This is a genomic window from Brotaphodocola sp. (assembly GCF_050873065.1).
GTDB lineage: Bacteria > Bacillota > Clostridia > Lachnospirales > Lachnospiraceae > Brotaphodocola.
The window spans coordinates 37,377-59,778 of record NZ_JBNMIC010000009.1 but is presented as its reverse complement, the minus strand read 5'-3'; the positions used below and the strand labels follow the sequence as shown (position 1 = coordinate 59,778).

The window sequence follows — 22,402 nt, the reverse complement described above, 5'->3', positions numbered from 1 at the left end:
GATAGTTATGAAAAGAGAACCTGAGCGTGAGCGCAAATTCCGGTCATCTTATCAGGGACCGAAAGTGCGCGGAAAGAAGAAAAAGAGACGCGGATCTTCCGCAGTTGTTCTGGCAGGAGGCGCAGTCGTTCTGATGGCAGCGCTGATTGTCGGAGCGGTTGTGAAGGGAAGAAGTGGTGCCTCCTCCGCACCCAAGACAGTGACGACGGCAGAGAGTGGAGCAGAGAGCGGAGCGGCAGAGACCTGTACGAACCTGACAGTCAACGGAATTGCGTTAAACGGACTGACGAAGGAAGCGGCTCTGACGGAGATCTTAAAGAGCTATCCGTGGGCGATCCAGATCAAGCAGGATGAGGAGAGCGATGAGACGGAGGCAGTTCCGGATCTTGCAAAAGAGTGGATCAGTGAGTGCCTGACCGACATTTATCAGGACGGAGCGACCGGAGAGCATCAGCTCGATGAGACGAAGCTTCAGAAACTTGCCGCCGATCAGGCTGCAAAATATGCACAGGAGTGGGATAAGAAAGCGAAAAACGCCGTTATTGACCGCTATGATTCCGCGAGCGGCCAGTTTCTCTTCAGTGATGGCTGTTCCGGTCTGAAACTCAATGAGGAGAAGCTGACATCCGACCTTGTGAGTGCCGTGAAGAATGGTCAGTTCGACGCAGTAATTCAGGCTGAGTTTGGCGACAATGTCCAGCAGCTCTCGATCGATGAGGCGCGTCAGAAGTACACAACACTTGCGACGTTCACGACGGAGACGACGGAGAACGAGAAGAGAAATACCAATGTCCGCCTTGCCGCGCAGGCGCTCAACGGTACGATCGTCCAGCCGGGAGAGGAATTCTCCTTCAATGCGGTTGTCGGACAGCGCACTCCGGAGAAGGGATATCAGGAGGCAGCTGCCTACAACAGCGGCGAGGTCGTTCAGGAAGTCGGCGGCGGTGTCTGCCAGATGTCGAGTACTCTGTACCGCGTTGTGTTCCAGGCTGGAATGGAAGTGACTTACCGTCGCTCTCACACGTTTGAGCCGAACTATGTGACTCCGGGACAGGATGCAGCGATCAGCTGGGATTACCCGGATTTCCGGTTTGTGAATACTTCCGAGTATCCGGTCGGAATTCTTGCAAGCTACTCGAACCGCAAGGCAAGCGTATCTCTCTACGGAATCCGCGTTCTGCCGGAGGGTGAGACCTGGGATCTCGTCTCAGAGAAGGCAGAGGAGCTTGATCCGCCGGATCCGGTTTATGTCGAGGATGTCTCCCTCAAACCGGGAACGGAGAAGACGGTGAAGGCTGGAACGAGCGGAAGCCGTTGGGTTACCTACAAGGTGGTTTACCAGAATGGTCAGGAAGTCTCAAGAACTCAGGACCACACCAAAGTTTATCAGGGACATGCCGCAGAGATTCACCGCAACACGGCAGGAGTTTCCGGATCCACTTCTGAGAATGGCCAGACTGCGACGACGGGTGCTGACAGCGGAAGCGTAAAGAACTCGACCAACTCGTCAAATTCTGCGAATACGAACTCGACGTCGGAGAACACGGAGACGAAGAGAGAGAACGCGGAAAGAACGACGGAGGAGACAAAGTCGAAGTCAACGAAGGCTGAGACTAAGGAAGAGACAAAGGCAAAGCCGAAGGAGACAAAGAGCGAGGAGACGAAAGCAAAGGCAACGAAAGCTGAGACCAAGGCAGAAACCAAGGCCGAGACGAAAGCTGAGACAAAAGCGGAAACCAAAGCTGAGACAAAGGCAGAGTCCCCGAACAACGGACCGCAGGCAGAGCAGCAGGCTCCGGGTTCCGCACCGACTTCCTCCGATGTGCCGATTGTTCCGCCGCTCTCTTAAAGAAAAAAGAAAAATACGGAAGTTTCGATTCAGAAAAAATGTGCTACTACTGTATCATACGGCATTTTTAGTTCAGAAAATGCCTGCCTGTGTACAGGAACAAATTCCCTGTCAGATCTGGCAGAAAAGGAATTGACAAACGTTTTTTAGGGTTGTATGATAGGTACAGTCAAAAAAGGATGAATGATGAGGGCAAGGGGGTCCCCGGGGAAAGGGGATTTTCTTACCCTCATTTTGAGTCCAAGGAGAGATAGAACACAGAGGAGGATACAATTATGAAGAAGAATTTAAAAGTTCTGACTGCAGCCGCAGCAGCAGTCATGGCAGCAGCATCTCTGACTGCATGCGGAGGAAGCAGTGCATCTGCAACCACAGCAGCAGAGACAAAGGCAGAGAGCACTGAGGCAGGAGCAGAGAGCAGCGAGGCTGCAAAGGACGAGAAGAAGGAAGATGCGAAAGATGCAAAGGCAGATTCCGCAGACAAGAAAGTCTTAAAAGTAGCAATGGAGTGCGCTTATGCACCGTACAACTGGACCCAGCCGGATGATTCCAACGGCGCTGTTCCGATTGCAGACAGCAATGAGTACGCATATGGCTATGATGTTATGATGGCAAAAAAGATTGCAGATGAGCTCGGCTATGATCTGCAGATCGTCCGTCTTGACTGGGATTCCCTGATTCCGGCAGTCCAGACCGGTCAGGTAGACTGCGTCATCGCAGGCCAGTCAATCACGAAGGAGCGTCAGGAGGCAGTGGATTTCACCGATCCGTACTACTATGCAAGCATCGTAACTCTGGTAAAGAAGGGCGGAAAGTATGAGAATGCAGCAAGTGTTGCAGATCTTGCCGGCGCAACCTGCACCTCTCAGCAGAGCACAATCTGGTACACCGTATGTCTCCCGCAGATTAAAGATGCAAATATCCTGTCCGCTACCGCAAGCGCACCGGATATGCTGATGTCCCTCGAGGCAGACAAGTGTGACATCGTAGTTACCGACCAGCCGACCGGTAAGGGCGCTCTGGTTGCTTACCCGGACTTCAAGATGCTTGAGTTTGGCGGCGGTGACAATGACTTCCAGGTAAGCGATGAGGACATCAACATCGGTATCTCCTTAAAGAAGGGCAACACTGAGCTGAAAGATGCCATCAACGGCGTTCTGGCTACCATGAATAAGGATGATTACGCAAAGATGATGGATGAGGCAATTGCTGTTCAGCCTCTGGCAAACTAGGAAATCAAACCGGGCAATCAGACCGGAAAGTGAAACCGGACAATTTTGAAACTTTAAAACAGATGTTTTGACGGCTCTGACGGCGAAGAGAGTCCCTGCGCGGGCTTCTTCGCCTTGCGTCGCCTTTGGGTGATGGGTGTTTTAAAAGAAGAGTTTGGAAAAGTTTTGGAAAAACGGTTTCGATAAGACAAGTTTGGTAAAATTTCAGAAGAAACAAAGCAACAAAGTAAGGAGCGAAAATTACTATGCCAACAGACTTTTTAGGCCGTGTGATGGTCGTATTTCAGCGATATGGAATGTCCATGCTGCAGGGCGCGGGCGTCAGCCTGAAGATTGCAATCGTGGGCACGATCGTGGGGTGCCTGATCGGATTTGCGGTAGGACTGGTGCAGACGATCCCGATGGAGGAGAAAGATTCCCTCGCAAAGAAGATTGTTCTGCGCGTATTCAAGTTTATTTTAAATGTATATGTAGAGTTCTTCCGCGGTACGCCGATGATGGCGCAGGCGATGTTCATCTACTTTGGACTTTTCCCGCTCATGGGAATCAATCCGACAATGACGCAGGCAGCATATTTCATCCTGTCGATCAATACCGGCGCATACATGGCTGAGACAGTCCGCGGCGGTATTCTCTCCGTTGATCCGGGACAGACTGAGGGTGCAAAGGCGATCGGCATGACACATGTTCAGACAATGATCTATGTTATTCTGCCGCAGGCTCTGCGCAACATCATGCCTCAGATCGGCAACAACCTGATTATCAACATCAAGGACAGCTGTGTGCTCTCCGTGATCGGTGTCGCAGAGCTTCTCTACAAGACGAAGGCGGCAGCCGGAGCGCTTTACATGAACTTTGAGACTTACACGATCACGATGATCATGTATTTCATCATGACATTCGCCTGCTCCCGTCTCCTCCGCTGGGTGGAGAACCGTATGGATGGTGCAGATAACTATGACTTAGCGACGACAGATACGCTGGCACACACGAGCGGAATGTACAGCTACGACGACAAGAGCAAGAAGAAGGAGGAAGAATAAATGGCATCAGAACATGTATTGGAGATCAATCACCTGAGCAAATCCTTCGGAAAGCACGTCGTTCTGCGCGACATTGATTTCACAGTAAATACCGGAGATGTGACCTGTATCATCGGAGCTTCCGGTTCCGGAAAGTCCACACTTCTGCGCTGTGTCAACATGCTTGAGACCCCGACGACCGGAGAGATCCTCTACCACGGCAACGACATCACAAGCCCGGGCGTCAATGTTCCGGCGTACCGTTCCAAGGTTGGAATGGTGTTCCAGAGCTTTAACCTGTTCAATAACATGACGGTTCTTGAGAACTGCATCATCGGTCAGACGAAAGTTCTGAAGAAGAACAAGGAAGAAGCGAGAAAAAACGCAATGAAGTACCTCGAGAAAGTCGGCATGGCACCGTACATCAACGCAAAGCCGCGCCAGATTTCCGGTGGTCAGAAACAGCGTGTCGCAATCGCCCGCGCGCTTGCAATGGAGCCGGAGGTTCTGCTGTTCGACGAGCCGACGTCCGCCCTCGACCCGCAGATGGTCGGTGAGGTGCTTGCTGTTATGCGCACCCTCGCAAAAGAGGGCATCACGATGATTATCGTGACGCATGAGATGGCATTTGCCCGCGATGTCTCCAGTCACGTTGTCTTCATGGCAGACGGTGTGATTGAGGAGCAGGGCAAGCCGGAGGAGATCTTCGGCAACCCGCAGAAGGCAAAGACGCAGGAATTCCTGAGCAGATTTATTCAGGGATAAGATAAGGCGATTATTCAAATTATAGAGATCATTCATTTGACTGGAAACAGTTGAGTGGGTGATCTTTTTTAGTACCATAAAAGTGTAGTTGTTAGAGAGTAATTAACTCTGACATCTGCACTTATTTTTGTTGCCTTTATGTTGGGTAAAAGATTGGAGAGTGAGCTAAAGATGGAGATATGTGTGTTGTTTGGGACACATACAAGAGGGCGGAATCCTTTTATAATAGGGGAAATGGGACATACCTTGCAACATCTTGCATAGATCAATTTCTTGACAACAGAAACAATAGAAGATCAAGAGAGAAGATGGATGACAACGAGTTTTGACAGAAGAGGAGGCAGGAATATGAGGACATATAAGTATAGCGATTTGCAGAAATTTGAAAATGAGTTGATGAGAGAAGAGTACAGCCTTAATACGATTAAAAAATATATTCGGGATGTGAAACGTTTCTTGCAGTGGAATCGGGAGCGGGAATTAACATCGAATAATCTGATGGAATGGAAACGAGATCTGATTCGCCATTATGCGCCTACCAGTGTAAATTCCATGCTTGCTTCGCTGAATCATTATCTGGAATGGCTAGGGTATCCTCAGCTCAAAGTTCGTTTTCTTCCCATTCAGCAGGAAATTTTTGCGAAACCGGAGCGGGAACTCAGTGAACAGGATTACAGGTCTTTGCTGAATACTGCGGAGAAAAATGGAAAGCACAGACTTGCATTGATTTTAAAGACACTTGCATTGACTGGAATCCGGATTTCGGAACTGGAATTTATAACAGTGGAGTCCTTAAAAACAGGAATAGCGAGCATATGGAATAAAGGAAAGGCGCGAAAAATCTTGTTGCCAATAAAGCTGTGCAGAGTTTTGAGAGAGTATTGTAAGCGAGTAAAAAGAGAGTCGGGTTCTATCTTTGTGACGCGAACAGGACGAGCATTGAATCGCTCAAATATTTGGAGAGAGATGAAGAGTCTGTTTAAAGAGTCAGGAGTAGCACCAGAAAAAATCTTCCCGCACAATTTTCGCCATCTTTTTGCGAGAACATTTTATTCGATTAATAGAGATTTAGTAAGGTTATCGGATTTGTTGGGGCATAGCAATCTGGCAACAACTCGGATTTATATTCGAGAGAGTGGAAACGAACATCGAAAGATATTGGAAAAAATGGAGCGGATTTATGAGATGAGAGAAAAAGAAGATAAAAAAATACTACATAATCAACATTATGTAGTGAATTTATATAACTTCTGAATTTGATTCTACTACTGTGAAGAAGAAAATGCAAGCAGATTCCCACGAAAATAAGACCGGTTTTGTAAAAACATTGACCGGTTTATTTGAGTTGGCTATCTGCTGATTTTTTTCTTAGAAAAAGTATTTATTGGCAAAGAAGTATATGTTTCAATGGAATTTTAAACTACATAATGTTGATTGTGTAGTAAAAGGGAGGGAGAAGTTTTGAAAGAAGGTAATAGTGATGAGAAACTTACACTTGAGAAGATCAAGAGTAAGTACAAAAAGAAAAAGATTGAAGAAAGAACGCTTGTAGAAGAAATTTCCAAAGTACTAAAAGAAAAATCTAATGAAGAATTTGAAATAATTTATTTGGAGACAAAAGCAATTTTTAGAAAGCACGAAGAGTGGTTGCTTTTTTATAGACAAGTAGATGAGATGATTACAAGGCTGTTAGGTGGAAGTGGACTTGGATTGATATTTGCAATAATAAATAATAAGAATAATATTATTAGTAATCTTTTTTCTGAAGTAGCTGTTTATTTCGGATTTGCCGTATTAATAATTTTATTGATAGAGTTTGTAGTCAAATTATTCTGGTATCTTCCAATTCTCTTTAAAGACAGAGAAAGGATTTATTACCAAGTCTTGTTTGATATTTTAGCCGATATGCGAAAGGATAAGGCTAGTAGAGATATTCTATTTATGGAGAAGTAGAAAACTAATGTAACAATATAAATGGAGGTATTTGAGGGGGATATGGAAATGCTTTGTCCAAAGTGTGGGTATGAAATTAATAATGATAAAGAAGAACAGTTTTGTCCTAACTGTGGTTGTGAGTTAGAAAAAGAAGCAGAAGATGTGAATACAAAGAAAAAGCCTAGGAAAGTATGGAAGAAATTAGGTTGTTTAGTAGTTGGTGTATTCACGTTGGCAGTTTTTGTTTATACAGCAAATCCCAAAACAGTTGTAAAAGATGGTGTAATTACAGTTAGACCAGCTATAATTCATGAAAATAATAATAGTCGTTGGAATTTAAAATATAATCCGATTGTGCGTTTATCATTTCGTGGTAGAGATAAGATAAAAAAAGTTGAGATTCCAGAAGGTGTAACAAAAATAGGAGATGGAGCATTTTGGGGATATAGTAGGTTGACAGATATTGCGCTACCATCAAGTGTAACAGAAATTGGAAATTATGCATTTTGTGAATGTAGTAGAATTGGCAGTATTACACTATCTCCTAGTGTGACAGAAATAGGAAATGGGGCATTTTGGGAATGTAAAAATTTAAATAATATTACAATTTCAGCGGATAAGATAAAAAAAATAGGAAGTTATGCATTTAGTGAATGTAGCGGTTTAAGAAGAATTACAATTCCAATAGGTGTGGAGGGAATAGAAGATCATACATTTTATGGATGCAAGAGTTTAAAAGATATAACAATTCCAGAGGGCGTAATAAGAATAGGAGATTCAGCATTTAGTTGGTGTGCTAGTTTAAAGGAGATTCAGCTCCCATCAACTATAACTCAAATAGGAGAAGAGGCATTTTATGAATGCAGTAGTTTAAAAGATATAACAATTCCGGAGGGTGTGATAAGAATAGGAAATTTAGCATTTAATCAGTGCGCTAGTTTAAAGGAGATTAACCTTCCGTCGAGTGTAGTAGAGATAGGGCATGGAGCATTTTATGGTTGTGGTGATATTATAATAAGACTGCCTGAAAAGATGCGAGATTGGAATCTTTCAGATTTTATTGATTCAGATGCGAGCTATATTTTCTATTAAATAAAATTATACTTATGGAGAAAAAAGATGTTTTGTCCAAAATGTGGAACAGAGATAAGAAATGGGATTTCTTTTTGCCCTAAATGTGGGGGAAAGATTCAAAATCAAACAGAAAAGTCACCAGATGTGAATAAGAAAACATTAGATTATTTTAATGCTGAAGATTATCTTTTGAGACTAAAACAATTAATAATTACTGTTAAAAAGATTCCTAAAAAAATAGTGGTGGGAATTGTAGCGGTAGTAGTGGTTGGATTAATCGCAGTAAATTTATTAGGACATCCAAGCACAAAAAATCTTGATGCAGAAGAGTTAGCGCAGGAATATTTTGAAAATAATATGGTAGAAAACAAAGATATGTATCAAACTTGTTTTGACTATATGATGGACGATTTAAGTGATCGGATAAAAGCTAACGCAGGACTTCTTTTAAAAACAGCAGGTTTTACACCAATGTTTACAAAACAGAGAGATGCACAAGATTGTGCGGACAGTGCAATGATTCTGATAAAAAGTTATTTTTCTTCAGATAAATCTTCCCAGAAAGAATTGGTAAAAGCAGTAACTCAGTATTCTTCAATAGAAATCGGAGATATGAGTAAAGAAGATGATATTGTTACAGCGTCTGTTACAATACAATATTTGGACATTACAAGTGTTGATAAAGCAATGTTAGAAAGTGCGACGACTTTGGTTGGTTTCAGCAGGATAATGGCAAGAGCAAAAGGTTTAACTCAAGAAGTAATACGAGGAAAAGCAGGATTTATTGTAGATGCATTTAAGGATACAGCGGAAAACTCAGAAGAGAGAAAAAGTAGTACTGGAATTATGGAATTTAGCTATGATAAGAAACGAAAAAAATGGTTTGTCAACTATGTAGACAATAACCTTTTAAATGCATATTACGGTATGGAAACGAGATAGGAGGAAAAATGGGATTTTTCGATTCGTTAAAAGACTCATTGCAGGAAAAAACAGAAAAAGAAGCGACTTCAAATAATAATTTTGATTTAGAAATTTCAGCAACAGAAGAGAAAATTGTTGAGTTATTGACTAAAATTGGACGAGTTTATATGGAGAAGCATGCACTTGATAATAATCCAGAGTATGTCGAATATGTAAAACAGATTCAAATTTTGGAAGAAGAAAAACAAATTCTTGAGAGAAATAAGTTGGCAACACAGGGACTTCGTGTGTGTGAACATTGTCATCAGATTATTACATTAGATAGTGCTTTTTGTAATAAATGTGGTTCAAAGTTAAATCCTATTGTAGTGTCTAGTATAGATGGTAAATTCTGCCCGTCATGTGGTGCATCGCTTTCAGAAGGTGATGCTTTTTGTACAGCCTGTGGAGCAAAGGTGAATTAAGTAGACTGGGGGGAACGTGATGTTTTGCGGAAAATGCGGAAAGCAGATTGATGAAAAAGCTAAGTTTTGCCCGTATTGTGGTGTAACAATTGGAACTGATAAAAAAAGTAAAAAGAAAAGTAAGAAAAATATAGTATCAAAAATAAATATTGTGATAATAACAGTAATATTATTGATTATTGTAGGAATATATGGATGGGCTATATGGGTTCCAATCCAGAATTGGATTTTTCCTTATAGTGGAACAAAATATTGGATTATACGGGTATTAACAACAGAAAAACCAAACGAGATATCAACTGAGGAAACGAACGAAGAATTGCCCAAAGAATCATCCGAACCGACGACAGAGACTGAAGTAGTACAAACAGTACAGGCTGAAACAGAACAGCCCACAGAGCCAGAATCAATAGAGTATGAATCAATAGAAGCAGAAGAAGAGATTGATGCAGGTGAATACATACTTCCAGAGTGTGATACTCGAGTTTATTCCAGAGAAGAACTACAAAATTTATCGAAAGAACAGCTTCGTCTTGCGCGAAATGAGATCTATGCAAGACATGGACGCAAGTTTTCGGCGGATGATTTGAATGCATATTTTTCTAGTAAAGCGTGGTATACTCCTTTATATGAGGGTGCTGAGATTGATGCGAAGGGAGACAGTATTCTAAATCAGAATGAAATAGCAAACCGCAATTTGATTGTGGAGTTGGAAGCTGAGAAGTAGAAGAGTCAAAAAAGATAGAGAAAACTATATTTTTGCAGATTTTTTGCCCCACCTTGCCATCCCTGATTCTTAATGTTAAAATCAAGATATCTTATCTGTTATTTTATGTAACATGGAAAGGGGCGGTGAAGGTGGGGCAGTTTGTAAATCTCGGAAATGGTGCATTTCAGGTTGCACTCAATTCAGAGATTTATGTGGATAAGACCAGATTGCTGGAATATACGAATAAGGTGATGGACACAACTGCAAAATTTATTTGCAACAGCCGTCCGAGACGATTTGGAAAGACGATGACGGCAGATATGTTGACAGCATACTATTGCAAATTCTGTGACTCGGAGAAGATGTTTTCGGGATTAGAAATTAGCAAAAGTCCGGAGTTTAAAAAATATCTAAATGCATATGATGTGATTCACTTGGATATTCAGTGGTGCATGGAGTCCGCCGGGGGAGCGGAATATGTGCTCTCGTATATTTCGGAGAGAACCATCGCGGAATTAAGAGAGATTTATCCGCGTGAACTTCCAGCAGAAATCCGTACTCTGCCAGAGGCATTATCCAAAATCCATGTGGCGACAGGAAAAAAATTTGTTGTCATCATCGATGAATGGGATGTCCTGATTCGTGATGAGGCGATGAACCAGAAAGTGCAGGAGGAGTATATCAATTTTCTGAGGGGAATGTTTAAGGGTTCTCTGCCGACCAGCTATATTCAACTTGCATATTTGACAGGAATTCTTCCGATCAAGAAAGTGAAAACACAGTCGGCTCTCAACAATTTTGATGAGTTTACGATGTTGGATGCGAGTGTGTTAGCGCCATATGTCGGTTTTACAGAAGCGGAAGTATGGGAACTCTGTGAGAGATACGGAAGAGATTTTTCTCAGGTGAAACGTTGGTATGATGGATATCTGCTAGGAGATTATCAGATTTATAATCCGGTTGCGGTTGTAAAGCTGATGACGAAGGGTGGACGATTCAGAAGTTATTGGTCGGAAACCGGAAGCTATGAGGTGGTCGTTCCGCTGATTAATCAAAATTTTGATGGACTCAAGGCAGCGGTTCTTGAAATGCTTGCGGGGACATCGGTGAAAGTTCAGGTGAAATTCTTCCAGAATGATACAGTGAATTTTAAGAATAAAGATGATGTCATCACTTATCTGATTCATCTGGGATATCTTGGTTACAATGAACAGACACAGACGGCGTTTGTTCCAAATGAAGAGATCCGTCAGGAACTCACCGTTGCGGTCGAGAGCACCCGCTGGAATGAATTTTTTATGTTTCAGAGGGAGTCGGCAAAGCTACTGGAAGCGACGCTTGAGATGGATGAGGAAGCTGTTGCAGAGGGGATTGAGAAGATTCATATGGAGTATGCTTCTGCGATCCAGTATAACAATGAGAATTCTCTGAGCAGTGTGCTGACGATCGCATACTTGAGTGCGATGCAGTACTATTTTAAGCCGGTGAGGGAGCTTCCAACCGGAAGAGGATTTGCCGATTTTGTCTTTCTTCCAAAACCGGAATATGTGCAGGATTATCCGGCTCTTTTAGTAGAGCTTAAATGGAATCAAAATGCGCAGACGGCATTGGATCAGATTCGGGATAAAAAATATCCGGCATCGATCGAGGCATATACAGGAGATATTTTATTGATTGGAATCAATTATGACAAGAAGAGCAAGAAGCACCAGTGCCGGATTGAAGAGTATAAAAAAGAAAAACAGAAAATTTTATAAGTCTTAAGAAAACAAGAAACTTATGCGTAGCAATCCCTGAAATACTATGCATAAGTTTCTTGTTTCTTAAATGTGCCATTTTATTTGGCGATCATGACCACTGTGACAAAGAGAATATTTTGAGAGGTGTCAACTATTTTCTGAAATATAATGAAGCAAAATAAGAACTCAAACGCTGTGCCTCGTCACTGGAGATATCTTTTGGGATTTTAAATGACACCTCAAAATTTGCGCGCAAGGGGTAAGTGACGTCGATATAATCTATGCTTGAAGCTGGTTTTTCTCCTTTGCAGAGCGCTTCGATTTCGTCAGCATGATGTGACAAATTTGCCGTAGTTCTCTGTACTTTGAGCGATGAACGCAGTTTCATGGACAAATCTTTTCTGGAAGTATTTGTGATCCATTTTGCAGTTCTCTGGTGAGGGTATCCGTCTTTATCATTGTCTACACTCGGATCTAAATAATAGTCGCTGGTAACTTCTCCTAAATAAATATCATCCCCATTCGGCATGAGAAGTAAGTCTCCTACTTCCATTCGATTTACAAAAATGTCAATTGTTGCATAGGCATTTCCAAGATATAACCCTTTCAGGCTGTATGGCGGTTGAGAAAGTAAAAGTTTTAAGTCCTCTCTTGATTTTCCCTTCAAGTTTCCAATACACGGCCACCCAATCGCAATAATTCCTTTCTCTTTAAACTCGTTCAGTCTGGGAGTACCATGTGGTACAGGACGAATAAGCCATGCGTTTCTCATAAGAGCCCTCCTTTGATATGATTTTGGATAATACATGATGTTATCTACTTCATATCTATATCATACATATGTTTTTAGAAGAAATCAAGCAGATATCTTGTTAAAAACAAAAAATGCGATGTGTGATTGTTTTCCTCCTATTTTTTGTTAATGTTTTTGAAAGAGATCATCGAAAAAGAAGAATGAACAAGATATAATGAAAGAAACAAATCGGAAGTTTAGAGGAGGACGAAAATGAAATTAAAGAACATTTTGATTGTTGTGAAAGACATTGAAAAATCAAGACGATTTTATTATGATCTGTTCGGTCTTGATCGGATTGTTGACAATGATGGCAATATGATTTTGATGGATGGGCTTGTACTTCAGGATGAGAAAATCTGGCGGGAATTTTTGGGAAAAGAAGTTGTTCCGAAAAATCATGCCTGTGAATTGTATTTTGAGGAGAATGATTTAGAGGCGTTTGTTGAAAAACTGGAACGGCTCTATCCGGACGTGCAGTATGTCAACCGGCTTATGACAGATAGCTGGGGGCAGAAAACGGTTCGTTTTTATGACCTGGACGGAAATCTGATTGAGGTGAGAACGCCTATGTAGGGCGTTAATTTTCATTGATTTTATATTTTTTTGGAGCACAGTGATTATGATTAGAGTATTAAAGAATACAGATATCAATGCGGTTGTTGATATCTGGCTGGATGTCAATCAAAAAGCGCATGATTTTATTTCTGCTCAATACTGGAAAAACAATTATGATTTGGTGAAAGAAATACTGCCGCAGGCAGAAGTTTATGTGTATGAGGATGATCAAAAAATACAAGGATTTATAGGGGTAAGCGGTGAGTATATAGAAGGTCTTTTTGTTTGTGATGGGATGCAGTCGCAGGGAACCGGGAAACGGCTGTTGGATTTTATAAAAGACAGAAGGACGAAATTATGCTTAAATGTATACCAGAAAAATACACGGGCAATACATTTCTACAAAAGAGAAGGTTTCAAGATCCAGTCTGAAGGGTTGGATGAAGCCACAGGTAAAAAAGATTATGTGATGATATGGCAACAAAAGTAGAGAAATAGCGGGCAATAGGGTCTGGTATGAGGTCTTACCAGTTAGAGCTATCAAAGAAATGAAGAACAGAGTACATGAAGCCCCTCCATTTGACTGAAAAACAGTTGAGTGAGTAGTTATTTACTGTAAGAAAAAGATTTTATGATAAAATAGACAAAAAATGTCGTGCTTTGCAAGAAAATATGCTTGTTATTTCCTGAATGAGATGGTAATATTAAAAAGAAAGAAAAAATCAACAAATGAATGGACTAAAAAACGTTAAAAACAAACAAAATATCTAATGCACGACAGGGGGATTAGTGAATGGGAATGAATTGGAAACGAGTAGCGATTGTGACAGCAATGTTATCGGTAACGGTATCTGGTACTGCATTTGCAGGATGGACAAAGAAGATTGAAAACAATCAAGAAAAATGGAAATATGATAGTGGAAATGGTGTATATTTGAATAATGGCTGGCAGTGGATTGATGACAATAAGGATGGAATAGCGGAAAGCTATTATTTCGATAGTAACGGTTATTTATTGACAGATACTACAACACCTGATGGATATGCAGTAAATAAAGATGGTGCATGGGTATTGAATGGAGTTATTCAGACAAAAAATGTTGTTGTTAATGCAGAGCCGATAACGGAGAAGGATTTTATTATATCTGGAGATAATTCTGTAACAAAAAATAATGCGGATAACAGTATTATTACAAACTGGAAACGATTGGGATTTAACGATGGACCGTATCATGTGTTTGTTACAGGCGATTCGTTGGTAACTTCAAGAGGAATTGTTTTAGGGGATTCTAAAGATGCAGTTATAGAAAAGTATGGAAGTGCCGATGCAAGTAAATTTTCAACTGCAGATAGATGGTATCAGCTCATGATTTTTAACGGTCAAGATAAGACTACAGATGGTACTACAATTGCAAGCGCTTCTTCTGTAATGAATTATTATTCTGATCCTTATGGAATTCAATTTTACTTTAATCAGGATGATCAGATTATTGGAATCGTATATTATCGTTTAGACTAGAATAGAGGTCAAGAGAAAAGAATGACTTTTGGAGGATATATATGAGATTAAAAAGGCTTTTTTTGGCGACAGCGGTAATTGCTTTTGCAATAACTGGAAATGCGTTTGCAGCAGAAAGACTCCAATCGGTACAATCGATAGAAAAAGGACGTCCGATTCGAAATGGTGGTGTGGGAGAAGGAACGTATTCTTCTTCACAATTGCAGTATTCGACTTATGATTATGTTACAGATGATCAACCAGCTCAAGTGAAGGATGAAGCAAATGGGTATTTTTATATTTATGATGAGCGTGGCTATTTAGTTAGAAGATATTATAAACCATCATATTCAAATGTCGCAACAGATGGAGAAGTTTATGAATATGATGACAATGGACGCTTGAAAACGCGATGGACCGTTTCTGGAAGTTATGAAGGACAAAGGGATGCAAGTACGATTGTTCCGACATATGATGATTACCATGAATCCTTTGAGTATGATGCGGAGGGACGTTTGATACGCAGCTCATTTGTTGAAAATGGTCACACAGATTATTATTACGATGACTATGGCAGATTGGTACGTGAACATATGGACAATTATGGATCATCTGGTGCGTGGGTATTTTCTGGTTTGGAACATGAAATTTATTATACATATAATGACTCTGATAGGAGTATCAAAATCGAAAGTGGTACTACCGTTTCAGCGACAAACTCTGGATCAACAGGCGTGAAATATTCAGGTAAATTTATCTGTGATGAAGATGGAAGAATCATTGAACGCCAGATAGGACTCAATGAATCATCACCTACCGGTGCATATCGATATACCTATGATGATCAGGGACGAGTAATAAAATCCGATTTTTTGGTTGAACAAAATGGAAGTTTAACTCCAGGGACTTGTTCCATGTATTATTACAAATAAAAATACTAACGATATATGATTATACAAAAACAGCTTCGTGGGCAGACAAAAAATGCTGCTTTTGAAGCTGTTTTTGTGAGTTGTGATAGTGTGATATGCAAGTGTCAGCACAAGTATGTTAGTTTGACTCTGTCTGGAGCATCACCATACATGTTTTGCGGTTAAATGCAATCCCGTATTTTAGGATTTTATGAATATCGGCCTGATGGAGTATCTCGGCGTAATTCTTATCACAAATCTGGGCGAGTGCTTTTTTGCATTCATTTTCTGTATTTCCATTTTCTCCGTATTTAATTTCGATAATAATTCCAACATCAGCATCATCAATTTGAATCAGAACATCGCTGAATCCATCGCCGGATTCCTGATTGGATTTCACGAGCCATCCGCTTTTAAAACTCAAGATTCCAAGAAGAATTCCGTGATAAAAATTTTCTTTTGTTGTCTTGTGGACAAAGGTGTCGCGGACACTGATTGTTTTCTTCAGATATTCGGTCAAGATTTGTTGTACTTCGTTTGCTCTGCCATTTTGTAAGGCATAGCAGAATTGGTTGACCATCTCCCCGTCTCTTGCGACCTGTTTTCGGAAAAGTTTTAAAATCTGGTCAGTCAGAATGTTGCGGATTTCCTGATTCGGGACGGCGAGATCATAGCGGTTTCCGTGAGGTGTTCCGCGTTTTGACAGATATCCGGTCATCAGCAGGGTGCTCCAGAGATTGTCCATAGAGGAAAAAAGATCTTTGTAAGTCAGTTCCTGACAGATTTCCTTTTGGACGGTCCCACCGTTTACAAGCTGTTCCAATTCTGATTTAGTCAGTTTTTTGTCTTCCTCAAGACTTTCGATAAAACGGGAAATAATCTCATTTCCACTCGTGTTTGCCCAGTAGTTCTGAGGAGTGAGATAGGGATCATTTCTCCGGTCAGCGCAATAGTTGATGACATCCCACGGACAGTATACGTCAATATTTCCAAACTGATATCCGTCATACCATTCTTTGACAGTTGTATAATCCTGATCGAGGGCGTAGTAGTGCAACATTTCCTTTACCTCAGAATCGGTAAAACCAAAGTATTCATCAAAAGTGACGTTTGTCAGAGAATAAACTTTGAAGTTATTCAAACCGGTGAAAATACTTTCTTTTGCAATCCTTAGACATCCGGTCAAAACGGCAAATTTTAAACTGCTGTTGGTTTTTAGTGCATTTCCAAGGATTCCACGCAAAAGAGTTACCATTTGATCGTAGTATCCGTGCTGAAATGCCTTATCAAGAGGGACATCATATTCATCAATCAGAATGATGACTTTTTGATCAAAATGTTTCTCAAGAAGTTCAGTCAGTTCCAGCAGAGCGCTGATAAGGGTACTTTCATCCATATCCTCATAGAGAAGTTTATCAAAGAGACGGCGATCAACGTCAGTCAGCTTCTCGCTGGTGGAAAGAAATTGGAGTCGCCTGGCTTCACGGTTTAGAAGTTTTGCCATCATGGTTTTAGCATCCTCATAGGAGTCAGCCTCAACACTTTTTAAGCTCACGGATACAACAGGAAAACGCCCCAGATATTCGTCGCAGAGTTCCTGATCGTTTGAGATCTTTAATCCGTCAAATAAATGTGGATCTGTGCCGATCTCGAAAAAATTCTGGAGCATACTCATGTTGAGCGTCTTTCCGGAACGACGTGGTCGGGTGAAGAGATTGACCTTGCTCCATTCGTTGAGCAGTTGTTCAATCAGATCGGTTTTATCTACATAGTAGAAATGATCCTGGCGAATCTCTTTAAAATCTTCAATTCCTACGGGAAGTTTTAACAACCTGTTCAATCGAATTCTCCTTTCTCCATGCCTTTCTCTGATTTTATCATGTTTGAATCCCTGAAACAAGAGAACCATTGAGCAAACAGGGAAATTCACAATATAAAGATCAGTCCTTGCGTTCATTCTTCCTTAATGTTAAAATTGGAAAGTACGAGAGATGGATGGCAGAAGAGGGAGAATCTTATGAAAAAATTGGAAGATCTTGCAGTCAAGTTTCTTCAGAATGATGAGTACCGGCTTAAAATCAGAAAAGCCGGTATTTTTCGTTTTCTGGAGGAGTATCGGTTTCGTCAGCACAGTCACGAGGAGTATGAGATCAACTACATCAATACCGGGCAGGCTGTGATGAAAATAGAGGGGCATGAGGTGACCATTCATCAGGGGCAGTGTGTTGTGATTCCTCCCCATAAGAATCATTCGTTCCGCGTGGTCTCGAGGACAGGATGCAAGCTGACGCAGCTGGAGATGAGCCTTGAGATGAAGAATCAGGATGAGGAATTCTTGAGAAAGGACGGAAAGGTGCAAGATTATTATATCATCAAGAACTGTGATGAGATTGCACCGCTGATCGAGAGAATTGCCAGAGTGTTCCGGAAGGAGGAGACGGAACACAATGAGTTTCTGATGAAGATTTCCGCGATTGAGATGATGATCATTCTGAATTATTATATCAACCAGGATGAGACAAAGTATTCGTTTCGCGTGACATCGGGGCTGAAACAGGCAGTTGCGTGGATTCAGGAACATTTTGATGAGGCGGTCAATCTGGAAAAAGTGGCGGAAAATGCGGGAATCAGTTCCAGATATCTGAGAAAGTACTTTTCGGAAGTGATGGGTAAAACCTGCATCCAGTACATCACGGAACTGAGGATGGAGAAGGCGAAACATCTGCTGTGGGAGACGAACAAGAGCATTCTCGACATCGCAATTGAGACGGGATATGAGAATGCACAGTATTTCAGTCGGGTTTTCAGAAGGTCGGAGGGGATCACCCCGCAAAAATACAGGATGATGTGGAGAGAAGAAGAGAGCTGATGAGAAACAGCTTTCTTTTTTGTTCCGAAAAGTATAAGAAAATCATGTGTAAATTCCAATTTGTGAAAGAAAAACATTTGCACAAAATTTATAATGGAATACATAACAAATAAAGAAAAATGCACATTTTCAACAAGGAAGAGGGCAATTTATTACAACAAAAAGTTGATTTTATTGAATGAAAATGAGCGCTAAATTGGTTATATTATAGTAAAAGTTTGGGGAAAGCGAGGGGTGAAACGTGGAGAACGTCTTGGAGTTTAAGGATATTTCCAAATTCTTCCCAGGAGTCAAAGCACTGGACCATATCTGTTTCAAGGCTTATGGCGGAGAGGTGCTGGCGTTTCTTGGTGAGAACGGAGCAGGAAAATCAACACTTCTGAAAGTGCTGAACGGAGACTACCAGCCGGACGAGGGAGAATATCTGTTAGATGGAGTTGAGAAACATTTCCAGTCTCCCCATGAGGCGATTGAGGCCGGAATCAGTGTCATTTATCAGGAGCGTCAGATTCTCTTGGAACTGAGCGTGGCAGAAAATATTTTCCTTGGAAGAATGCCGGCAAATCGTTTTGGGGTGATCGATACTGCAAAGGCAAATCAGATGGCCAAGAAGATCATCGACGATTTTGGTCTTCCGATTTCTCCGTCCACGAAGGTAAAGGATTTGAGCATCGCTTATCAGCAGATGGTTGAGATCATGAAGGCTTACAGCCGGGAGAATCTGAAAGTAATCTGCTTCGATGAGCCGACGGCGAGCCTGAGTGATGCGGAGATTGATGCACTGTTTGAGATCATCGAGAAGCTGAAAGCACAGAAGAAGATCATCATCTATGTATCTCACCGAATGAATGAGATTCAGCGAATCACGGACAAGGTGGCAATTTTCAAGGACGGCAAATACATCACGACCGTGAAGACCCACGAAGTTCCGGAAAAAGAGATGATCAAGATGATGGTTGGACGAGATCTTGGAGATGTCTACAAGAATCTGGATAAGAACAAGACCATCGGAGATGTGCTTCTGGATGTGAGAGATGTATCTTCCGATTATGTAAAGAAAGTTTCCTTCCAGCTGAGAAAGGGCGAGGTACTTGGATTCTCCGGTCTGGTAGGCGCAGGCCGAACCGAGATCATGCGTGCGATCATCGGAGCAGATAAGCGCCGCAGCGGAGAGATTTATCTGGAGGGTAAAAAGATCGAAAATCACTCTCCGAAAGAGGCGATGGACAATGGTATTGTTCTGGTGCCGGAGGACAGAAAGATGCAGGGCATCCTCTCAAATCTGAGCGTGGAAGGAAATATCAACATCTCCCTTTTGGATCAGAATGCAAATAAGTTCGGCGTCATCAGTTCCCGCAAAGAACGGGAACAGGCAGAGAAAGACATAAAAGAATTCCGAATCAAGACACCGTCGAAGGACAAGAAGATCGTGGAGCTGTCCGGAGGAAACCAGCAGAAATGCATTGTTGCGAGAGGAATTGCGACGAACCCGAAAGTCCTGATTCTCGATGAGCCGACAAAGGGAATCGATATCGGAGCAAAATCAGAGTTCTATGAGATGATCTGTTCCTTCGCAAAACAGGGACTTGGCGTCATCCTGATCTCGTCGGAGCTTCCGGAAGTAATTGGTCTTTCAGACCGGATCATTGTTATGCGCTCTCTGCAGATTGCAGGTGAGATTGATGCGAAGGATGCAACGGAGACCAGACTGCTGAGTCTTGGAATGATAGGGGAGTGAATAAAATGAACACAGAAAATCAGAAAAAAGAGAGCGGATTTAAGAAACTTGTAAATATGGTGGGCGGAGATAAGCTGGTGCTGTTAGGCGCGATTATCGTGGTATTTGCCCTGTTCACCTCGATGAATAAGAACTTCCTTTCAGCGACGAACCTTGTAAACATTCTGGTTGCGGCTTCTCTGATCGGTATGGTTGCAATCGGCCATACTTACCTGATCATCGCCGGTCAGAACGATTTGTCTCCGGGTTCTTTAGCAGCTCTGTCTGGCGTCATTGTCGCTCTGCTGCTCAGCTGGGGCATGCCGATCGCAGTTGCAATCATCGCAACTCTGGCAGTCGGTGCAATCGTTGGTCTGTTCAATGCATGGATGGTAAATAAGATCAAACTGGAAGCATTCATCGCAACTTTGGTAACTCAGTCAATTGTCCGTGGTTTTGCATATATTGCCTGCGGCGGAAAACCGGTAGCAATCAGCAACATGACCTTTATTAAGATGGGAAATGCAAGATTTGCAGGCGTTCCGGTAGCTGTATGGCTGATGGTGATTTCTTTCATCATCTTTGGATTCATCCTTGCAAAGACGAAATTCGGAAGAAGCGTCTATGCAATCGGTGGAAGCAGTGAGGCAGCAAGACTGGCTGGTCTGAATCCGCAAAAGATCATCACTCTTTGCTTCGTGATGATCGGTGTTTTAACCTCCCTCGGCGGTATCGTGTTTGCAGCACGAATGAACGCAGGCCAGCCGGCTGCAAATGTAAACCTGGAGTTTGATGCGATCACCGGTGTTATTCTGGGCGGTGTATCATTCGCAGGTGGTGTCGGAAACATGGGCGGAACGGTTCTCGGTATTCTGCTGATTCAGGCATTCAATACCGGTCTTACGATGGTAAACGTTCCTTCTTTCTGGCAGTATGTGGCACGAGGCGGACTTCTTCTCTTCGCATTGACCTTTGACTACATCAGAAAAGAGAGAAGAAACAAAGAGCTTCTTGCAGCAAGCATGAAGAACGCAAAATAAAAAGTGGATCAATAAACGACGATATATAAAAAGATACGTAAAAGATACGTAAAAAGATACGTAATACATAAAAAGTAAAAAAACGAAATAATTTTCAAGGAGGAATAGATTTATGAAGATGAAAAAGGTGATGGCACTCATGGCAGCGGCAGCAGTGGCAGGTTCCATGCTCGTAGGATGCAGCAGCGGCAGTCAGGACACGACCACGGCAGCACCGGCTGAGACGAAGGCAGATGCAGGAAAGGATGCAGCAGCTGCGGACACCAAGTCGGGAGATGCGAAAGCTTCTGACGGCAAACTTCTGGTATACGGCATTTACAAGGCTGGTGACCAGACCTGGTTTATCGATGAGGGCGCAGCTGCCCAGAAGGCAGTTGAGGCAGCAGGCGGCGAGTTCGTTTTCGTAGATGCAAAGATGAATTCGGAGGAGTACTTAAAGGCAATCGATAATGCAATCGCAAACAATGCGAGCGGTATTGTGACCTGTATCCCGGATCAGACGATGTCACAGGCAGTTATCACCAAGTGTGAGGAGGCAGGAATGCCGATTGTCGCAGCCGATGATGCACTTCAGGATGCGTCCGGAACGAAGCTGGCTCCGTGGGTAGGAATCAATGCATATGTAATCGGCCAGGCAAACGGTGAGTGGCTTGCAAATTACGCAAAGGACAACAACCTGGTCGCAGATCCGGAGGTTGGTCTTCTGGTTATGACGATGGATACCGTTTCAAGCTGTGTTCCGCGTGCAGAGGGCGAGCTGGACAAGTTCAGCGAGGTTTGCCCGGACTTCGATCAGAGCAAGATTTACAAAGCAGACTATGATGGAACTACCGATAAGGGAAATACCGCAGCAGCAGCTGTCATCACTGCTCATCCGGAGATCAAGAAATGGCTCGTTACCGGTGCAAACGAAGAGGGATGTATCGGTGCAGCAAGAGCACTTGAGAGTGCAGGACTGGACAAGGATGCCTGTGTAGTAGGACTTGGCGCATACATGGCAAAGGACGAGTGGAATACAAAGGGTGCTGACGGTACCTGTGTGAAGGCTTCCGCATACTTCTCCGCTGACTCTGTCGGTGCAGGTTCTGTAGATGTTCTTCTGAAGGTCATCAACGGCGAGGATGTTGATATGGAGAAGGCTGTTGACGCGATTGTAGTAACCCCGGATGATTATAAAGAGGTAATGGGAAGCTACGCAGAGTAACGAAGAATCAAATAGACCGAAATCATGCACCAGATCGTTTAACAGGTTAAGCGGTTAAGTGGTGGCACGAAACAATTAATAGGTAAATGAAAAAAGCTG

General features: G+C 42.4%; 21 protein-coding genes. 19 read left to right on the top strand and 2 right to left on the bottom strand.

Annotation, left to right across the window (positions count from 1 at the left end; translation table 11 throughout):
* Positions 1-7 precede the first annotated feature (7 nt).
* The 11 genes from ACR0QE_RS04305 to ACR0QE_RS04255 all read left to right on the top strand — a co-directional run bounded on the left by ACR0QE_RS04305 (position 8) and on the right by ACR0QE_RS04255 (position 11,731).
* Positions 8-1,849, top strand: coding sequence for a VanW family protein (locus ACR0QE_RS04305; RefSeq protein WP_432627132.1), 1,842 nt, complete (start codon positions 8-10; stop codon positions 1,847-1,849).
* Between the two features lie 275 nt (positions 1,850-2,124).
* Positions 2,125-3,081 carry a transporter substrate-binding domain-containing protein gene (locus ACR0QE_RS04300; protein ID WP_432627131.1) on the top strand — a complete coding sequence of 319 codons (957 nt, stop codon included), beginning with the start codon at positions 2,125-2,127 and terminating at the stop codon, positions 3,079-3,081.
* Between the two features lie 245 nt (positions 3,082-3,326).
* Positions 3,327-4,124 (top strand): amino acid ABC transporter permease, encoded by a 798-nt coding sequence (locus ACR0QE_RS04295; RefSeq protein WP_432627130.1) that lies wholly within the window; start codon positions 3,327-3,329, stop codon positions 4,122-4,124.
* Positions 4,125-4,868 (top strand): amino acid ABC transporter ATP-binding protein, encoded by a 744-nt coding sequence (locus ACR0QE_RS04290; RefSeq protein WP_432627129.1) that lies wholly within the window; start codon positions 4,125-4,127, stop codon positions 4,866-4,868.
* Between the two features lie 348 nt (positions 4,869-5,216).
* The gene (locus tag ACR0QE_RS04285; protein ID WP_432627128.1) at positions 5,217-6,122 is read left to right on the top strand and encodes a tyrosine-type recombinase/integrase; all 906 of its coding nucleotides are present in this window, start codon (positions 5,217-5,219) and stop codon (positions 6,120-6,122) included.
* Between the two features lie 207 nt (positions 6,123-6,329).
* A complete protein-coding gene (locus ACR0QE_RS04280) occupies positions 6,330-6,821 on the top strand; it encodes a hypothetical protein (protein ID WP_432627127.1) in 492 nt (163 codons plus the stop codon).
* A gap of 21 nt (positions 6,822-6,842) precedes the next feature.
* Positions 6,843-7,895: a leucine-rich repeat protein gene (locus ACR0QE_RS04275; protein WP_432627126.1), complete on the top strand. Its 1,053-nt coding sequence runs from the start codon at positions 6,843-6,845 to the stop codon at positions 7,893-7,895.
* A gap of 27 nt (positions 7,896-7,922) precedes the next feature.
* Positions 7,923-8,819: a zinc-ribbon domain-containing protein gene (locus tag ACR0QE_RS04270; protein WP_432627125.1), complete on the top strand. Its 897-nt coding sequence runs from the start codon at positions 7,923-7,925 to the stop codon at positions 8,817-8,819.
* A gap of 8 nt (positions 8,820-8,827) precedes the next feature.
* The gene (locus ACR0QE_RS04265; protein WP_432627124.1) at positions 8,828-9,265 is read left to right on the top strand and encodes a zinc ribbon domain-containing protein; all 438 of its coding nucleotides are present in this window, start codon (positions 8,828-8,830) and stop codon (positions 9,263-9,265) included.
* A gap of 19 nt (positions 9,266-9,284) precedes the next feature.
* Positions 9,285-9,992, top strand: a complete 708-nt coding sequence (locus ACR0QE_RS04260) for a YARHG domain-containing protein (protein ID WP_432627123.1) — start codon at positions 9,285-9,287, stop codon at positions 9,990-9,992.
* 131 nt (positions 9,993-10,123) lie between these two features.
* The gene (locus tag ACR0QE_RS04255) at positions 10,124-11,731 is read left to right on the top strand and encodes an AAA family ATPase (RefSeq protein WP_432627122.1); all 1,608 of its coding nucleotides are present in this window, start codon (positions 10,124-10,126) and stop codon (positions 11,729-11,731) included.
* 133 nt (positions 11,732-11,864) lie between these two features.
* Here ACR0QE_RS04255 and ACR0QE_RS04250 read toward each other — a convergent pair whose 3' ends face one another.
* On the bottom strand, positions 11,865-12,485 hold the full coding sequence (locus ACR0QE_RS04250; RefSeq protein ID WP_432627121.1) for a restriction endonuclease: 621 nt from the start codon (positions 12,483-12,485) through the stop codon (positions 11,865-11,867).
* 234 nt (positions 12,486-12,719) lie between these two features.
* Here ACR0QE_RS04250 and ACR0QE_RS04245 point away from each other — a divergent pair, with 234 nt between their 5' ends.
* The 4 genes from ACR0QE_RS04245 to ACR0QE_RS04230 all read left to right on the top strand — a co-directional run bounded on the left by ACR0QE_RS04245 (position 12,720) and on the right by ACR0QE_RS04230 (position 15,494).
* Complete coding sequence (locus ACR0QE_RS04245) at positions 12,720-13,082, top strand: VOC family protein (protein ID WP_432627120.1); 363 nt, start codon at positions 12,720-12,722, stop codon at positions 13,080-13,082.
* Between the two features lie 46 nt (positions 13,083-13,128).
* Positions 13,129-13,554 (top strand): N-acetyltransferase, encoded by a 426-nt coding sequence (locus tag ACR0QE_RS04240; RefSeq protein WP_432627119.1) that lies wholly within the window; start codon positions 13,129-13,131, stop codon positions 13,552-13,554.
* Positions 13,555-13,857: 303 nt separating this feature from the next.
* Positions 13,858-14,583, top strand: a complete 726-nt coding sequence (locus ACR0QE_RS04235) for a hypothetical protein (RefSeq protein WP_432627118.1) — start codon at positions 13,858-13,860, stop codon at positions 14,581-14,583.
* Between the two features lie 41 nt (positions 14,584-14,624).
* On the top strand, positions 14,625-15,494 hold the full coding sequence (locus ACR0QE_RS04230; protein ID WP_432627117.1) for a hypothetical protein: 870 nt from the start codon (positions 14,625-14,627) through the stop codon (positions 15,492-15,494).
* Positions 15,495-15,612: 118 nt separating this feature from the next.
* Here the strand turns inward: ACR0QE_RS04230 and ACR0QE_RS04225 are convergent, their stop codons facing one another.
* Entirely contained in the window at positions 15,613-17,313 is a 1,701-nt protein-coding gene (locus tag ACR0QE_RS04225) for an AAA family ATPase (protein WP_432627116.1), read from the bottom strand.
* Between the two features lie 177 nt (positions 17,314-17,490).
* Here ACR0QE_RS04225 and ACR0QE_RS04220 point away from each other — a divergent pair, with 177 nt between their 5' ends.
* The 4 genes from ACR0QE_RS04220 to ACR0QE_RS04205 all read left to right on the top strand — a co-directional run bounded on the left by ACR0QE_RS04220 (position 17,491) and on the right by ACR0QE_RS04205 (position 22,303).
* Positions 17,491-18,342, top strand: a complete 852-nt coding sequence (locus ACR0QE_RS04220; protein WP_432627115.1) for an AraC family transcriptional regulator — start codon at positions 17,491-17,493, stop codon at positions 18,340-18,342.
* 241 nt (positions 18,343-18,583) lie between these two features.
* Positions 18,584-20,080 carry a sugar ABC transporter ATP-binding protein gene (locus ACR0QE_RS04215; RefSeq protein ID WP_432627114.1) on the top strand — a complete coding sequence of 499 codons (1,497 nt, stop codon included), beginning with the start codon at positions 18,584-18,586 and terminating at the stop codon, positions 20,078-20,080.
* Between the two features lie 5 nt (positions 20,081-20,085).
* A complete protein-coding gene (locus ACR0QE_RS04210; RefSeq protein ID WP_432627112.1) occupies positions 20,086-21,099 on the top strand; it encodes an ABC transporter permease in 1,014 nt (337 codons plus the stop codon).
* Positions 21,100-21,211: 112 nt separating this feature from the next.
* Positions 21,212-22,303, top strand: a complete 1,092-nt coding sequence (locus tag ACR0QE_RS04205) for a substrate-binding domain-containing protein (RefSeq protein WP_432627111.1) — start codon at positions 21,212-21,214, stop codon at positions 22,301-22,303.
* Positions 22,304-22,402 lie beyond the last annotated feature (99 nt).

Excerpts from the sequence above, each read along its gene's own strand:
- ACR0QE_RS04305 (WP_432627132.1), top strand. The coding sequence starts at position 8 with ATGAAAAGAGAACCTGAGCGTGAGCGCAAATTCCGGTCATCTTATCAG.
- ACR0QE_RS04300 (WP_432627131.1), top strand. The coding sequence starts at position 2,125 with ATGAAGAAGAATTTAAAAGTTCTGACTGCAGCCGCAGCAGCAGTCATG.
- ACR0QE_RS04295 (WP_432627130.1), top strand. The coding sequence starts at position 3,327 with ATGCCAACAGACTTTTTAGGCCGTGTGATGGTCGTATTTCAGCGATAT.
- ACR0QE_RS04290 (WP_432627129.1), top strand. The coding sequence starts at position 4,125 with ATGGCATCAGAACATGTATTGGAGATCAATCACCTGAGCAAATCCTTC.
- ACR0QE_RS04285 (WP_432627128.1), top strand. The coding sequence starts at position 5,217 with ATGAGGACATATAAGTATAGCGATTTGCAGAAATTTGAAAATGAGTTG.
- ACR0QE_RS04275 (WP_432627126.1), top strand. The coding sequence starts at position 6,843 with ATGGAGGTATTTGAGGGGGATATGGAAATGCTTTGTCCAAAGTGTGGG.
- ACR0QE_RS04270 (WP_432627125.1), top strand. The coding sequence starts at position 7,923 with ATGTTTTGTCCAAAATGTGGAACAGAGATAAGAAATGGGATTTCTTTT.
- ACR0QE_RS04265 (WP_432627124.1), top strand. The coding sequence starts at position 8,828 with ATGGGATTTTTCGATTCGTTAAAAGACTCATTGCAGGAAAAAACAGAA.
- ACR0QE_RS04260 (WP_432627123.1), top strand. The coding sequence starts at position 9,285 with ATGTTTTGCGGAAAATGCGGAAAGCAGATTGATGAAAAAGCTAAGTTT.
- ACR0QE_RS04250 (WP_432627121.1), bottom strand. The coding sequence starts at position 12,485 with ATGAGAAACGCATGGCTTATTCGTCCTGTACCACATGGTACTCCCAGA.
- ACR0QE_RS04245 (WP_432627120.1), top strand. The coding sequence starts at position 12,720 with ATGAAATTAAAGAACATTTTGATTGTTGTGAAAGACATTGAAAAATCA.
- ACR0QE_RS04240 (WP_432627119.1), top strand. The coding sequence starts at position 13,129 with ATGATTAGAGTATTAAAGAATACAGATATCAATGCGGTTGTTGATATC.
- ACR0QE_RS04235 (WP_432627118.1), top strand. The coding sequence starts at position 13,858 with ATGGGAATGAATTGGAAACGAGTAGCGATTGTGACAGCAATGTTATCG.
- ACR0QE_RS04230 (WP_432627117.1), top strand. The coding sequence starts at position 14,625 with ATGAGATTAAAAAGGCTTTTTTTGGCGACAGCGGTAATTGCTTTTGCA.
- ACR0QE_RS04220 (WP_432627115.1), top strand. The coding sequence starts at position 17,491 with ATGAAAAAATTGGAAGATCTTGCAGTCAAGTTTCTTCAGAATGATGAG.
- ACR0QE_RS04210 (WP_432627112.1), top strand. The coding sequence starts at position 20,086 with ATGAACACAGAAAATCAGAAAAAAGAGAGCGGATTTAAGAAACTTGTA.
- ACR0QE_RS04205 (WP_432627111.1), top strand. The coding sequence starts at position 21,212 with ATGAAGATGAAAAAGGTGATGGCACTCATGGCAGCGGCAGCAGTGGCA.